This window comes from Gelidibacter algens, from assembly GCF_001678675.1.
Lineage (GTDB): Bacteria > Bacteroidota > Bacteroidia > Flavobacteriales > Flavobacteriaceae > Gelidibacter > Gelidibacter algens.
Genome location: NZ_LZRN01000012.1, coordinates 43,203 through 57,693 on the forward strand (window position 1 = coordinate 43,203; position 14,491 = coordinate 57,693).

Annotated in this window: 12 protein-coding genes; 5 read left to right on the top strand and 7 right to left on the bottom strand. The window is 38.3% G+C overall.

Translation table 11 applies throughout. The features are described from left to right. Both A9996_RS07805 and gcvP read right to left on the bottom strand, forming a co-directional pair. On the bottom strand, positions 1-1,059 hold the full coding sequence (locus tag A9996_RS07805; RefSeq protein WP_066432943.1) for a 3-oxoacyl-ACP synthase III family protein: 1,059 nt from the start codon (positions 1,057-1,059) through the stop codon (positions 1-3). Between the two features lie 182 nt (positions 1,060-1,241). After that, positions 1,242-4,091: an aminomethyl-transferring glycine dehydrogenase gene (gene gcvP, locus A9996_RS07810; RefSeq protein WP_066432944.1), complete on the bottom strand. Its 2,850-nt coding sequence runs from the start codon at positions 4,089-4,091 to the stop codon at positions 1,242-1,244. Positions 4,092-4,210: 119 nt separating this feature from the next. On the opposite strand from gcvP, the gene A9996_RS07815 reads away from it, so the two are divergent. Then, positions 4,211-4,999, top strand: a complete 789-nt coding sequence (locus A9996_RS07815; protein WP_248912328.1) for a UbiA prenyltransferase family protein — start codon at positions 4,211-4,213, stop codon at positions 4,997-4,999. A gap of 290 nt (positions 5,000-5,289) precedes the next feature. Here A9996_RS07815 and A9996_RS07820 read toward each other — a convergent pair whose 3' ends face one another. The 5 genes from A9996_RS07820 to A9996_RS07835 all read right to left on the bottom strand — a co-directional run bounded on the left by A9996_RS07820 (position 5,290) and on the right by A9996_RS07835 (position 10,169). After that, positions 5,290-5,841, bottom strand: a complete 552-nt coding sequence (locus A9996_RS07820) for a sigma-70 family RNA polymerase sigma factor (RefSeq protein ID WP_066432947.1) — start codon at positions 5,839-5,841, stop codon at positions 5,290-5,292. Between the two features lie 42 nt (positions 5,842-5,883). Continuing rightward, the gene (locus tag A9996_RS19565) at positions 5,884-6,024 is read right to left on the bottom strand and encodes a DUF1731 domain-containing protein (protein WP_083993890.1); all 141 of its coding nucleotides are present in this window, start codon (positions 6,022-6,024) and stop codon (positions 5,884-5,886) included. 223 nt (positions 6,025-6,247) lie between these two features. After that, the gene (locus tag A9996_RS07825) at positions 6,248-8,281 is read right to left on the bottom strand and encodes a M3 family metallopeptidase (RefSeq protein WP_066432949.1); all 2,034 of its coding nucleotides are present in this window, start codon (positions 8,279-8,281) and stop codon (positions 6,248-6,250) included. Between the two features lie 202 nt (positions 8,282-8,483). Continuing rightward, positions 8,484-8,969: a 5-(carboxyamino)imidazole ribonucleotide mutase gene (gene purE, locus A9996_RS07830; RefSeq protein WP_066432951.1), complete on the bottom strand. Its 486-nt coding sequence runs from the start codon at positions 8,967-8,969 to the stop codon at positions 8,484-8,486. Between the two features lie 45 nt (positions 8,970-9,014). Further along, the gene (locus A9996_RS07835; RefSeq protein WP_066432952.1) at positions 9,015-10,169 is read right to left on the bottom strand and encodes a 5-(carboxyamino)imidazole ribonucleotide synthase; all 1,155 of its coding nucleotides are present in this window, start codon (positions 10,167-10,169) and stop codon (positions 9,015-9,017) included. Positions 10,170-10,324: 155 nt separating this feature from the next. Between A9996_RS07835 and A9996_RS19570 the strand changes: the two genes are divergently transcribed. From A9996_RS19570 to A9996_RS07855, 4 genes are all read left to right on the top strand, one after another. Further along, positions 10,325-11,434, top strand: coding sequence for an adenylate kinase (locus A9996_RS19570; RefSeq protein ID WP_083993891.1), 1,110 nt, complete (start codon positions 10,325-10,327; stop codon positions 11,432-11,434). Between the two features lie 130 nt (positions 11,435-11,564). Beyond that, positions 11,565-12,563, top strand: coding sequence for a GTPase ObgE (obgE, locus tag A9996_RS07845; RefSeq protein ID WP_066432954.1), 999 nt, complete (start codon positions 11,565-11,567; stop codon positions 12,561-12,563). 427 nt (positions 12,564-12,990) lie between these two features. Continuing rightward, a complete protein-coding gene (locus A9996_RS07850; RefSeq protein ID WP_066432955.1) occupies positions 12,991-13,716 on the top strand; it encodes an SDR family oxidoreductase in 726 nt (241 codons plus the stop codon). 130 nt (positions 13,717-13,846) lie between these two features. Next, the gene (locus A9996_RS07855) at positions 13,847-14,350 is read left to right on the top strand and encodes a DUF4136 domain-containing protein (protein WP_346210592.1); all 504 of its coding nucleotides are present in this window, start codon (positions 13,847-13,849) and stop codon (positions 14,348-14,350) included. The last annotated feature ends 141 nt before the right edge of the window (positions 14,351-14,491 follow it).

Consider the following 14,491-nt stretch of genomic DNA (forward strand, 5'->3'; position numbering starts at 1 on the left):
TTAGTATTGATAAACTATCGTATTGACATGCATGCCTCCACCAACGCTGGCAAACATGATGATATCGCCTTTACTTAGGCTATGGTTTTCTAGTTTATTATTTCTGACCAAATCGAAAAGAGTAGGAATTGTAGCCACAGAACTATTGCCTAATTCGCGGATGCTCATGGGCATAATCCCGTCAGGAATTTCGATATCGTAAAGTTTGTAAAAACGTTTGAGGATGGCTTCATCCATCTTTTCATTAGCTTGGTGAATGAATATTTTTTTCACATCCTTAATGTCAACTCCGCTTTTATCCAAACAAGTTTTCATGGCCAGAGGCACGTGTTTAAGCGCAAATTCATAAATTTTACGGCCATCCATTTTGATGTATCGCGTATCAGGACATAGATCCTTATTATTACTATTGCCAAAATACAAGTAATACGCCTCATCATAGGTAAAGCTTCCAGTTTCATGAGCCAGAATACCACCTTCTTCATCAGTTTCCTGAACAATGGTTGCGCCTGCACCGTCACTATAAATCATGGAATCGCGATCATGTTTGTCAACAACGCGTGATAAAGTTTCAGAACCTATTACCAAGCATTTTTTAGCGATTCCTGCCTTTATAAAAGCATTGGCTTGAATAACGCCCTCAATCCAACCTGGACAGCCAAAAAGAATGTCATAAGCCACACATTTCGGATTCTTGATGCGCAGGCTATGCTTGACACGAGAAGCTAAACACGGCAATGCATCCGTTTGGATAGTATTGTGCTTGACGTCACCAAAATTATGAGCCATAATAATATAATCCAACTCTTCAGGATCAATTTTGGCATCGGCTATGGCTTTTTCTGCAGCAAAAAACGCTAGGTCAGAGGATGTTAAATGGTCAAAAGCATAGCGGCGTTCATCAATTCCTGTAATCGCTTTAAATTTTTCAATAATTACCGAATTTGGGTGTGTTAAACTCGAACCATCGACGTTTAAAAAATGATGCTCATGAAAGTTTTCATTTTTTTCGATGCTACTTGGGATGTAGCTACCGGAGCCAGTAATCTTTATTGCCATTTGTTTTGAAGTTTGTTCAATTTACTAATGTACTTAATATTCGTTTTGGTTGCTGCCAATTGCATTGTTTTTTGGTGATTTTTGCCAAATCTGTAAAAATATCGATTGCATGTAAGGAAATCAATAAAAAAAGCGCTCTTTTAAAATTTTAAGGAGCGCTTCATATTATTGTATTCCAAAAATTAAGCTTCCATATATTCTTCAATAGGGGCACAGGTACAAATCAAATTCCTATCGCCATAAGCATCATCAACACGTCTTACGGTAGGCCAAAATTTATTCTCCTGAATATAATCCAATGGATATGCTGCCATTTCTCTTGAATATGGGAAATTCCAATGATCAGCCGTAAGCATGGCCAGGGTATGGGGTGCGTTTTTTAGCACATTGTTGCTATCGTCTTTAGAAGCGCTGTCAATTTCTTTTTTGATAGAAATCATCGCATCGCAAAAACGATCCATCTCTTCTTTACTTTCACTTTCGGTTGGTTCAATCATCAAGGTTCCTGCCACAGGGAAGGATACCGTTGGTGCATGAAAGCCATAATCCATCAAGCGTTTTGCAATATCAGTTACTTCAATGCCGTGTTCTTTAAATGGGCGACAGTCAACAATCATTTCGTGGGCTGCACGTCCGCGTTCTCCTGAATAAAGCGTATCAAATTGCCCTTGTAAACGTTCTTTGATGTAATTGGCATTTAAGATCGCCATTTTTGTAGCATGTGTCAGTCCTTCAGCACCCAACATTTTGATGTAGCCGTATGAAATTAAACAGACCAACGAAGATCCAAATGGCGCTGCAGAAATAGCCGTAATTGCTTTGTCTCCGCCAGTTTTGATTATCGGGTTGCCTGGTAAAAATGGGACCAATTGTTCGGCCACACAAATTGGACCAACACCTGGGCCACCGCCTCCATGAGGAATTGCAAAAGTTTTATGTAAATTAAGATGGCATACATCTGCCCCAATATTTCCAGGATTGGTCAATCCCACTTGTGCGTTCATATTGGCACCGTCCATATAAACTTGACCGCCATTATCATGAATAATTTGGGTGATATCCTTAATTGCCGATTCGTAAACGCCGTGCGTTGATGGATACGTCACCATCAAACACGATAGATTGTCTTTATGTTCTAGCGCTTTTTCACGTAAATCGTCTATATCAATATTGCCCTCTTCTGTAGATTTTGTGACCACCACTTTCATGCCCGCCATGACCGCACTTGCGGGATTGGTGCCATGTGCAGAGGAAGGAATTAAGCAAATGTTACGGTGGGCATCATTGCGAGATTCATGATAGGCCTTAATGACCATCAATCCTGCATATTCTCCTTGAGCACCAGAATTAGGTTGCAGCGAAGTACCGGCAAAACCCGTAATTTCAGTCAATTGTTCTTCTAAAGCTTTCAAAACAATGTGATAGCCTTCTGCTTGTTCTATTGGGCAAAATGGATGAATGCTTCCCCAGTTTGGCCAGCTTAATGGCAACATTTCTGCGGCAGCGTTAAGTTTCATGGTACAAGAACCTAGAGCAATCATAGAGTGGTTCAAGGACAAATCTTTCCGCTCCAACATTTTGATATAACGCATCAATTCGGTTTCAGAATGATGCTTGTTGAAGACGGCAAGAGTTAAAAAATCTGATTGACGCTGTAAATCTTCAGTGATGCAGTTGGCATTTTCTATTTGCTTCAAGGTAATGGTGTCTTTCTGACGGTTTTCAGCAAAAATTGCAATGATCTCATTGGCATCTTTTAAAGATGTGGTTTCATTGATGGAGATTGTTACAGTGTCTGCATTTGGGTAGTAGAAATTCACTTCATGACGTTCCGCTATTTTTTTGATGTTATCAGCATTGGCATCAATTTTAATAGTATCAAAGAACGATGCGTTTTTTTGCTTATAGCCTAATTGTGTCAAAGCTTTGGCTACAGCTGAGGCTGTATTGTGAACCTTGTCAGCTATAAATTTCAAGCCTTTAGGCCCATGATACACAGCATACATGCCTGCCATAACGGCTAAAAGCACTTGCGCTGTACAGATATTTGAAGTAGCTTTGTCACGTTTAATGTGCTGCTCACGTGTTTGTAACGCCATACGCAGCGCTCTGTTGCCGTTCATGTCTTTAGTCACGCCAATAATACGCCCAGGTAAATCACGTTTGTAAGCTTCTTTGGTTGCAAAAAAAGCAGCATGAGGTCCACCATAACCCATAGGCACTCCAAAACGCTGTGTTGTTCCAACAACTACGTCAGCGCCAAATTTGCCTGGAGCTTCCAATTTTATAAGGCTCAATATATCTGCAGCAACCGCTACTTTAATTTGGTTGTCATTTGCTTTTTCTATAAACGATTTGATATCACTCACCAAACCGTCTTTTCCTGGATACTGCAAAATAGCACCGAAAAATTCAGATGAAAAACTAAAATCGTCTTCATTGCCAACAACCAACTCAATGCCAATAGGTGTAGATCTTGTTTGTAATAAGGATAGGGTTTGAGGTAAAATGGCGTCAGAAACGAAAAATTTATTAACGTTATTTTTCTTTTGGTCACGCTCGCGAACAGCAAACAATAAGCTCATGGCTTCTGCAGCAGCAGTACTTTCATCAAGTAATGATGCATTGGCAATTTCCATTCCTGTCAGGTCCGTAACCATGGTTTGGAAGTTCAAAAGGGCCTCCAATCTACCTTGGGCAATTTCAGCCTGATAAGGTGTGTATGCGGTGTACCAACCTGGATTTTCGAGAACGTTGCGCTGAATAACAGCAGGAACAATAGTGGGATGGTAGCCTAAACCAATATAAGATTTGAAAATTTTGTTCTTTTTTGAAAGTTCAAGAACGTGGTTCAAATACTCATATTCTGTCATTGGCTCGTCAAGATTTAATCCGTTTTTCAATCGGATATCGTCTGGAAGAGTTTCATAAATAAGTTGATCTAAACTCTCAACTCCAATGGTTTTGAGCATCTGATTTTGGTCGTTTTCATCCGGACCAATATGGCGAAGTGCAAAAGCGTTTGTATTCATTAAAATGTAGTTGTGTTTTGAAGCGCAAAATTACGGAAATAAAGCCCATTTTTAGTTAACGAAATCTAAAGTTTTTAACCATTTGGAAGTCTTATTAACACATTGCTTATTTTTGTAAAATGACGCAGTTAAAGCCTTTGTTTGACTTTTATATCAATAGTAGCATTCACGTGGCTTTAGCTGTACTTGCAATGACTTATGTGACACTTTTGGAACTCAATTTACCAACAGATTGGAGTCTGCTTTTGTTTATCTTTTTCTCTTCAATAACGGGTTATAATTTTGTAAAGTATTTCGGGCTGGCAAAGTTTCACCATCGGCATTTGGCAACCTGGTTGAAAGTTATTCAGGTATTTTCATTGGCTTGCTTTCTGTTGATGCTTTGGTTTGCGTTACAACTAAGGCTTCAAACCTTACTTTTTATTGCGGTTTTTGCCATAGTCACATTTTTATATGCAATTCCTTTTTTGCCGAGTCATCTTTTTATGGACCAACAAAAAAATCTTAGGAACATTGGAGGTTTAAAGGTGTATGTGATTGCGCTGGTCTGGGCGGGAGTAACCGTTTTATTGCCGGTATTGAATAACAATCTTGGTTTTTCTCTTGATGTTTGGATCATGGCCGGACAACGGTTTATTTTGGTGATGCTATTAATGTTGCCTTTTGAAATTAGGGATTTGCAATATGACAGTCTCAAATTGGCGACAATTCCTCAAAAAATAGGGGTGAAGAACACAAAAATTATGGGACTTCTAATGGGCATTCTCTTTTTGATGCTAGAATTTTTAAAAGACGAATATAGTTACAAACTGATTTTAATGACCATGGCAGTAACACTTACGATTTTTACTTTTTATTGCGTTTTCAAAATAAAAACAGAAGTGATTATTATAGCTCTTTTTGGGTAGAAAGTGTACCGATACTATGGCTGGTTTTACACTTGTATTTTTTAACTGTTTTTTCAATTGACTGTCGAGTAGTTGACGCTCGCTAGCATTCAGACATTCCAGATTTGAGGTTTTTATTGCTTTGGTCAATTTGTTGTTGCGGTTAACATAAAGCCGTGTGGTTCGGCACCATAAGTATCGAAAAGTCAGTTTGACCTTTTCCCACAGCGTAGATTCACGATATTGTGATTTATCACAGATATGAAACGCTTCTTCCTTTGAAATTAAAAATAATTTTGACATTGCTATGATTATAACCAGTTTTTCTCCATGCATTCTGCCATGGCAGTACGTGCACGATGAATTATGACCCATAAGTTAGACGCAGTGATATTTAATTCATTACAAATAGTTTCTGTTTCATAATTTAAAATTGTTTTCATTTTAAAAACGGTAGCTTGCTTTTCTGACAACTTATCCATGCAATTATAGATGGCATCGCCAAGTTCAGTGTTTTCAAGCGATTCTTGAGCATTTAAGTACCCCTCATCTTCTACCCGTTCTTCGAGCCAGTCGCCTTCATTTTCTTCCATATTATAAGTCATTCGAACTTCAGCCTGGCCTTTCTTGGAGTTAATTTTTCTGTAATAATCGATTATTTTTCTTTTCAAGATAGAAATAAGCCACGTCCGTTCGCTAGCTTCGCCTTTAAAATTTTTCATAGACTTTAGGCCTGCAAAGAAGGTGTCCTGAATTAAATCTTTTGCAATTTCGCGGTCATTGACCCTCGTAATTGTATAATTAAAGAGATAATCGGAATAAAGTTCAATCCACTTATTTGGGTTGATTTGATGATCTGACATCTGTTTTTATAGCAATTTGTATCAAAAATAGGCAAATTAATCCTAATTATGGAGCAAATTCATTAAAGCGTTTTCAATGCATTTAAATTTGAATTTAAAACCATTATCCAACAAACGTTTTGGTATGACGTTTCTGCTTTTAAGGATGAGTTCAGTTTCTGTGCCGATGAGTTTGGCACCCATTTTTAAGAGCTAATTTGGATGCGAAATGCCAATGAAATTAATCACTGGCAGTTTCGGATGGCAGCCGGCATTGAACACTCCTTTATGACCTTACTTTTTTTTGTATGGCATTGTCTAAAAATTTCATCTCGAACACATTTGAAAATTCTACGAAATATCCAATGGCTATCTGTTCATTTTCAAAAGCCCTCAAACTGACAAAACCCAAACCAACTAAAACCGATTATTTTTCAATAAGACCGGCCCGTTTTAATAAAGCGTCTGGTTTTGGTTCTTGACCTCTAAAGCGTTTATAAAGTACCATGGGGTCTTCAATACCACCTTGAGAAAGCACATGCTCTTTAAATTTTGTGGCCACGTTTTTATCAAAAATACCCTTTTCCGTAAAAAATTCGAATGCGTCTGCATCCAATACTTCAGCCCATTTGTAGCTGTAGTACCCTGAAGAATATCCGCCTTGAAAAATATGTGAAAACGACGTGCTCATGCAATTTTCCTTGACATCTGGGAATAACTGTGTGCCCTCAAAAGCGTTTAACTCATGCGTTTTGACATCTGTAATTGGCGTTGGGTCAATGCCATGCCAACTCATGTCCAAAAGACCAAAGCTCAGCTGGCGTAAGGTCTGCATGCCTTCATGAAAAGCAGAGGAATCCTTAATTTTTTGCACCAAATCCATTGGGATCAGTTCGCCGGTTTGATAGTGTGTGGCAAATAGCTCTAACGCTTCTTTTTCATAACACCAGTTTTCAAACACCTGACTTGGCAATTCCACAAAATCCCAAAACACGCTGGTACCCGATAAACTTGGATACGTTGTATTGGCCAGCATCCCATGGAGTGCATGCCCAAATTCATGAAACAAAGTAGTAACTTCATTAAACGTCAATAGTGAAGGCTTGGTTTTTGTAGGTTTTGTAAAATTGCACACAATGGAAATGTGTGGGCGCTCGTTTTTATGCTCTTTCACAAATTGAGGTTTGTAAATGGTCATCCATGCCCCATTGCGTTTTCCTGTTCTTGGAAAGAAATCGGCGTAAAAAATGGAAACCATTTCACCATTGGCATCGGTTACTTTGTAAGTAAGGACTTCATCGTGATATTTGTCAATGCTAGTGATTTCTTCAAATTCGAGTCCATATAATTTTTGTGCGACTTTAAAAGCCCCGTTGATGACATTTTCAAGCTTAAAATATGGTTTTAACTTTTCATCGTCCAAATCAAATCGTTGCTGCTTCAGCTTTTCAGCATAATAGGCAGAATCCCATTTTTCTAGTGTGCTGATGCCGTCTAGGGTATTGGCAAATTCTTGAAGTTCCTGAAATTCACGCAAGGCGGCAGGTTTTGCCTTTACCAAAAGTTCTTCCAAAAAGGCCTCAACTTTTTGAGGCGTTTTTGCCATCCGTTCTTCAAGCACAAAATGGGCATGTGTTTTATACCCTAGTAATTGTGCACGTTCAAAGCGCAATGTTGCAATTTGTAAGACGTTGTTTTGATTATCCAACGCGTCTCCTTTAAATGCTTTTTTTCCGGCAGCTATGGCTAATTTCTCTCTCAGCGCTCTATTGTCTGCATAGGTCAAAAATGGAATATAGCTCGGGTAATCCAAAGTAAATAGCCAACCTTCTTGATCTTTACTTTCTGCCAATTGCTTTGCTGCTTCCAAGACACCTTCTGGTAATCCTGAAAGTTCCTCTTCATTGAGAACCAGCATTTCAAAGTTGTTGGTTTCTGCTAAAACATTCTCACCAAATTTTAATTGGAGTTGGCTCAATTGTTTGTCAATAGCTCTAAGTTTTTGTTTTTTGTCTTCGGAAAGATTAGCACCATTACGTGCAAAGCTCTTGTACTGTTTATCCAGAAGCGTTTGTTGCTCAACAGTTAAATCTAAAGTGTCTTTGCTATCATAAACGGCTTTGACCCTTTTAAATAAATCTTCGTTCAAAGTAATGTCATTACCAAATTCTGATAGCAAAGGCGAAACGTCTTGAGCGATTTTTTGAATGGTATCGTTGGTTTCGGCCGAATTCAAATTGAAAAAGATACTGGAAATCCGATCTAATTGCTGTCCAGAAAACTCTAAGGCTTCCGTGGTGTTCTCAAAAGTTGGTGCTGCTTCAGAAGCGGTGATGGCATTAATCTCAGCCCTAGCGTCTTCAATCGCAATTTTGAACGCGGGCAAAAAATCGGCGTCCGTTATTTGAGAAAAGGGTGCAGTGTTATAGGTAGTATCGAAAGGTGTATTTAAAATAGTCATAACTAATTTTTTCTGATGAGTAAATGTTCTGTGAATGGCTCCCCAATAAAATGTTGAGGGTCCGATTATTAACTTAATATTTTGGTTTTAGAAAGATTATAGTTTTACCTTTGCAAAACAATTTTAAAGAAGTTTTTTAAAAATTCTTTATGATCGTTGATTAATAGCAAGAAATCCCCGGCCTAGGTCGGGGTTTTCTATGTTAATATTCCAAGGTTTTGGACGATTCTAAAACTTTAGCTTTTAAGTCTTCTTTATAGGCTATAATTTTTTCCTGAACCTGAGCATCAGAACTTCCTATAATTTGAGCCGCCAAAATGCCTGCATTTTTAGCACCATTAAGCGCCACAGTAGCTACAGGGACACCTCCTGGCATTTGAAGAATAGAGAGGATAGAATCCCACCCGTCAATGGAATTGCTGCTTTTTACGGGAACACCAATTACTGGCAGTGGCGATAAAGAAGCGATCATTCCCGGTAAATGCGCGGCACCTCCTGCACCTGCGATGATCACCGAAAATCCGCGCGTATGTGCATTTTTTCCATAATCGAATAATTTTTCCGGTGTTCTATGTGCTGAAACAATATCAACTTCGATATCTATATTAAATTGGTTTAAGATGTCAATAGCCTCCTGCATAACTGGCAGATCGCTTTTGCTTCCCATGATGATTCCTATTTTGCTCATATTTTTTAAATTATAAATAATCAAAATTCCAAGTTTGCTTCGGATTTATTGACTGATGACCTTAATTAAATTTTTGACGTCTTCCGCAATTTGCCGCGCTGTGTTCAAGTCTTCATTGACAATCGTGACGTGCCCCATTTTTCGGAAAGGTCGTGTTTGTTTTTTACCATAGATGTGCGGGGTAACACCTTCCATAGCCATAATTTCAGATATATGTTCATAGTGTACATCTCCCGAATAACCTTCAGCTCCAACCAGATTCACCATCACACCTGCAACTTTATAATCTGTTTTACCCAATGGCAAATTTAAAATGGCTCTGATGTGCTGTTCAAATTGCGAGGTGTAACCAGATTCTATGGTATGGTGACCAGAATTATGAGGTCTTGGTGCAACTTCATTGACCAAAATCTCATCGTTTTGAGTCTGAAACATTTCAACAGCCAATAAGCCTACATGATTAAAAGCCTGAGACACTTTAAGTGCAGTTTCCTTTGCTTTTAGGGCTACTGCAGCACTGATTCTCGCAGGACAAATGACATATTCCACTTGGTTGGCCTCTGGGTGAAATTCCATTTCTACCACGGGGTATGTTTTAACATCTCCATCTACATTTCTGCTCACAATAACCGCAAGTTCATTTTTAAACGGAATCATGGTTTCTGCAATACATTCGCCATCTTTCAGCGTTTTCAGATCGGCTTTGCTTCGCACTACTTTTACGCCGTTGCCATCATATCCAAACTGAGCAGCTTTCCAAACAAACGGTAATTGGAGTCCGCCATTATCAATTGCGTCTTCAATTTCAGAGACATAGGCAAATCTTGCAAATTCTGCCGTTGCAATATTATGGTCCACATAAAATAGTTTTTGAGTGGCCTTATTCTGAATAATTTTTAGGGTTTTTGAGGAAGGAAACACTTTTACACCTTGTTTTTCCAAAGTTTCTAAAGCATTGACATTAACATTTTCAATCTCTATGGTCAGTACGTCTACGTTTTTGCCGAAATTGACTACGGTCTCATAATCCATCAAGTCGCCTTGGGTAAATTCATTACAGGCAATTTTAGAAGGCGCTTCTGCACTAGGATCAAGAACACAAGTATAAATATCAAATTTTCGAGTTTCTGTAAGCAGCATTTTGCCCAACTGGCCTCCACCAAGAATACCTAGTTTAAATTTAGAAGAAAAATAATTCATGTTTAAGGTTCTTACAGAGAAAAATCATTTAATTTTAGCTCATTAATATCGCAAAAATACGTCTAAACTCTGAAAGGTGTGGATCAAATCTGGAAATTTCAAGAGTAAATTTTAAATCAAAAGCCTATCTTTGCATCTTCTAAAAACCGAAAACATTGATCAAACTTCACGATTTATATTTTAAGCCCTTTATTTCTGAAAAAGAAATTGACTCCACCGTACAGAGAATGGTGGATGAGGTTGCGGCCGATATAAAAGAAGAGGTTCCTGTGTTTGTGGGTGTTTTAAACGGATCATTCATGTTTGTGAGTGATTTTGTAAAAAAATATCCAAAACCTTGTGAAGTTACCTTTATTAAATTAGCGTCATATGAAGGCGTAAAATCTACTGAAGATATTGAGCGTTTGATTGGATTGACCCAGGATTTGACTGGTAGAATTGTGGTGATTCTTGAAGATATTATCGACACTGGTAATACATTGGAAGAAATTCATCGTATTTTTGAAAATGAAAACGTCAAGGAATTAAAAATAGCCACCCTATTTCACAAACCCGAAGCTTACAAAAAAGACTTTAAACTACATTATATTGGTATTGATATTCCCAAAAAATTCATTGTTGGATATGGATTGGACTACGACGGATTGGGAAGGGATTTGCCTGAAGTATATCAATTAAAAACAACACAACACATGACCAATTTTGTCCTCTTTGGACCTCCAGGTGCTGGAAAAGGAACCCAGGCCAATTTTTTGAAGGAGACTTATAACCTTGTACATATTTCCACTGGTGATGTGTTTAGAAATAATATCAAAAATGAAACCGCTTTGGGCATGCTTGCCAAGTCTTTTATGGATAAAGGCGAGTTAGTGCCAGATCAAGTCACTATTGATATGTTAAATGCCGAAGTTGAGAAAAATGCTGGCGCCAATGGTTTTATTTTTGATGGTTTTCCAAGAACAAATGCCCAGGCTAAAGCATTGGATGAACTGATGGACAACAAAGATTCGCAAATTAATGCCATGATTGCTCTTGAAGTTGATGATGAGGTTTTGGTAACGCGTTTGTTAGACCGCGGGAAAACCAGCGGAAGACCAGATGATGCTGATGAGCAAATTATCAGAAACCGTATTAAGGAGTACTACAAAAAAACAGCTATATTAAAAGAGTATTATATGGCCCAAGATAAATATTGCGGGGTAGATGGTGTTGGTAGTATCTCTGAAATCACAGAGCGGTTGATTAAGGTGATTGACAGATTATAAAATATTCCTGAGCTGGTCAACCCCTAAATTTTCGGTATTATAATTTTTTGTAGAATAATGGATTCTGACCTTTCTTAACAGATCGTATTTAAATTCATTGAATAAAATCCCACACTGGTGGGAAGTGAACATGACTGAAGGAAATTTTGTTGATTATGTAAAAATGAATGTGCAATCCGGAAACGGAGGTAAGGGCTCTATGCACTTGCACCGCGAGAAATTTATCACTAAAGGAGGCCCTGATGGTGGTGATGGAGGTCGTGGTGGGCATGTCATTATTAGAGGTAATGAAAACCAATGGACGTTATTTCATTTAAAATTTAAAAAGCATATTAGGGCCGGCCATGGTGGGCATGGTAGTGGCTCTAGAAGTTCAGGTGCTGATGGTGAGGATGTTTATATTGACGTGCCGTTGGGAACGGTAGTAAGAGATTTTGAAACCAATGAGATCATTTTTGAAATCACTGAAGACGGTGAAGAGAAAATTATTGTTGAAGGTGGAAAAGGCGGGCTCGGAAACTGGCATTTTAAAACGTCAACCAATCAAACGCCCCGCTATTCACAACCCGGTATTCCTTTAGAGGAGCGCGACATCTTGATGGAACTTAAACTTTTGGCAGACGTTGGCCTTGTAGGCTTTCCCAATGCTGGAAAATCGACCTTATTGTCTGTGATTACATCGGCAAAACCAAAGATTGCTGATTATGAGTTTACGACACTTAAGCCCAATTTAGGCATCGTTGAATATCGTGATTTTCAATCTTTTGTAATGGCGGATATTCCCGGTATTATTGAAGGCGCTGCAGAAGGCAAAGGTCTTGGGCACTATTTTCTGAGACATATAGAACGTAATTCCATACTACTATTTCTGGTTCCTGCCGATGCCAAGGACATTCATAAACAATACGAAATTCTCTTGGATGAATTGCGTCGCTACAATCCTGAAATGTTGGACAAGGAACGCTTCATAGTCATTTCAAAAAGTGATATGCTAGATGCTGAACTTGAAGCCGAACTCAAAAAAGAACTTGACAAAACCTTACCAATAGATTATATGTTCATTTCCTCTGTGGCCCAAAAAGGAATCACGGAATTGAAAGATAAACTATGGAAAATGCTGAATGACTAAACAGTACATTTTATAAGGTTTGGTGTCTATAAGTACAAAAAAAGTAAAACCTAAAGATATGCCTGTTATTGTATGGCTTTAAGGTCTACAACCAATCAATAAAAGGCATGCATCTGTCAGTACGGCAAATCGAATAGGCGGTTTCATTTCCATTAACATTCAAATATTAATCTTGGCTGTGGTCATGTATCCCCAATTTCTGTTGGCAGGAAGGTATTATATTTTTCATTCTGATTATAGGTTTGGCCAACGTGTCCATTCCACCAGCGATTATTTGTTCTGCAATAACCAACTCTGTTGATAACACTTAACCACACAACCAGAAGAGAGCTAAGAGCATTAACGCTCCAAAGTTTTAATACAATTTTAGTACTTCTAATCAAGCCTATTTTTTATCGTTTCGTAACTTTGGGTAAAACCATAAAAAATGAAAGATTTAAAAGATAAAGTGGCCTTAATTACAGGCGGGACAAAAGGGATAGGATATGGCGTAGCATTAAGCTTGATGAATGAAGGCGTCAATGTGGCCATAACGAGTAGGGATGAGGCGCGTGCTAAAGAAGCGGCTGAAAGTCTCGAAAAAGCTTCCAAAACTTCAGCAAAAGCACTTGGGGTAATGGCTGATGTCAGAACCTATGAGAGCCAACAAAAGGCTGTTGAACACGTACTATCAAAATTTGGTCAGTTGGATATTGTTGTGGCCAATGCAGGTCTGGGACACTTCGGGTCTATTGAAGACTTGACGCCAGAGCAATGGCAGGAAACGATAGATACCAACTTATCAGGAGTGTTCTACTCCATAAAATCGAGTGTAGAGGCTTTAAAAAAATCCAAAGGATATTTCATCAGTATTTCCAGCTTGGCGGGGACGAATTTTTTTGCAGGTGGCTCCGCATACAATGCCAGTAAATTTGGAGTAACCGGATTCACACAATCCGTAATGTTAGATTTAAGACAGCACAATATTAAGGTGAGTACCATCATGCCAGGATCTGTAGCTACACATTTTAATGGAAATGAACCAGATAACAGTGATGCGTGGAAAATTCAGATTGAAGATATGGGAGAATTGGTCGTTGATATTATCAAAATGAATGAGCGCACCTTACCTAGTAAAATTGAGGTAAGACCAACCATGCCACCAAGTAAATAAAAGAAACACCTAACTTTTTTAATACAATAGTCTTGTTGATGTCGCTCTAGTTTCAGAGCGGTCAGTGAGGCTTAATTTTGACTATCTTTAAAACAAAAAATCATGAAAAAAATAACTGATTATCTCGAGTATTTGTCTTTTTGTTTTATCCTGTGCATCCGTTCGTGTTAACTACGATTATGAGAAAACGACCGATTTTAATGCCTATACAACTTATAATTATTATGGGACGATGGATATGGGGATGAGTGAATTGGATTCAGCAAGACTCTTAGACGCCTTAGACCTAGGTTTGCAAGCCAAAGGATTAAGCTTATCAGATGCGCCAGATTTTTTGATCAATATTAAAAGCAGTGAATTTCAAGAATCCCAACGCAATAATGTGGGTGTTGGAGTTGGCGGAGGTGGTGGTAGCGTTGGGGGCGGAATCTCCATTGGAATCCCGGTTGGTCAAGCAAAAATTAACAGGGAAATTGTTTTCGAATTTGTAGACGAAAATAAATCGGGTTTGTTTTGGCAGGCCATAAGTGAAAGTGCCTATCACCCCAATGCAACCCCACAAGCTAGAGAAACTCAATTCAAGGCAATTGTTGCAAAGGTACTAGCAGCATATCCTCCAAATTCTAAAAAATAAGTGGCACATTGATCATCATAGTGTGATAGGGTTTTTGTTAAAACTATTACAAATTGTCTTTAAAGTTTATAAATCAATATAAATCATACTATTAATCGAATAGTTAATTGCAGTTTTGCAGTTCATCGAAAAAAATTGGAT

Excerpts from the sequence above, each read along its gene's own strand:
- purE (WP_066432951.1), bottom strand. The coding sequence starts at position 8,969 with ATGAGCAAAATAGGAATCATCATGGGAAGCAAAAGCGATCTGCCAGTT.
- A9996_RS07815 (WP_248912328.1), top strand. The coding sequence starts at position 4,211 with ATGACGCAGTTAAAGCCTTTGTTTGACTTTTATATCAATAGTAGCATT.
- obgE (WP_066432954.1), top strand. The coding sequence starts at position 11,565 with ATGACTGAAGGAAATTTTGTTGATTATGTAAAAATGAATGTGCAATCC.
- A9996_RS07820 (WP_066432947.1), bottom strand. The coding sequence starts at position 5,841 with ATGTCAGATCATCAAATCAACCCAAATAAGTGGATTGAACTTTATTCC.
- A9996_RS07825 (WP_066432949.1), bottom strand. The coding sequence starts at position 8,281 with ATGACTATTTTAAATACACCTTTCGATACTACCTATAACACTGCACCC.
- A9996_RS19565 (WP_083993890.1), bottom strand. The coding sequence starts at position 6,024 with ATGGGTGCCAAACTCATCGGCACAGAAACTGAACTCATCCTTAAAAGC.
- gcvP (WP_066432944.1), bottom strand. The coding sequence starts at position 4,091 with ATGAATACAAACGCTTTTGCACTTCGCCATATTGGTCCGGATGAAAAC.
- A9996_RS07805 (WP_066432943.1), bottom strand. The coding sequence starts at position 1,059 with ATGGCAATAAAGATTACTGGCTCCGGTAGCTACATCCCAAGTAGCATC.
- A9996_RS07835 (WP_066432952.1), bottom strand. The coding sequence starts at position 10,169 with ATGAATTATTTTTCTTCTAAATTTAAACTAGGTATTCTTGGTGGAGGC.
- A9996_RS07850 (WP_066432955.1), top strand. The coding sequence starts at position 12,991 with ATGAAAGATTTAAAAGATAAAGTGGCCTTAATTACAGGCGGGACAAAA.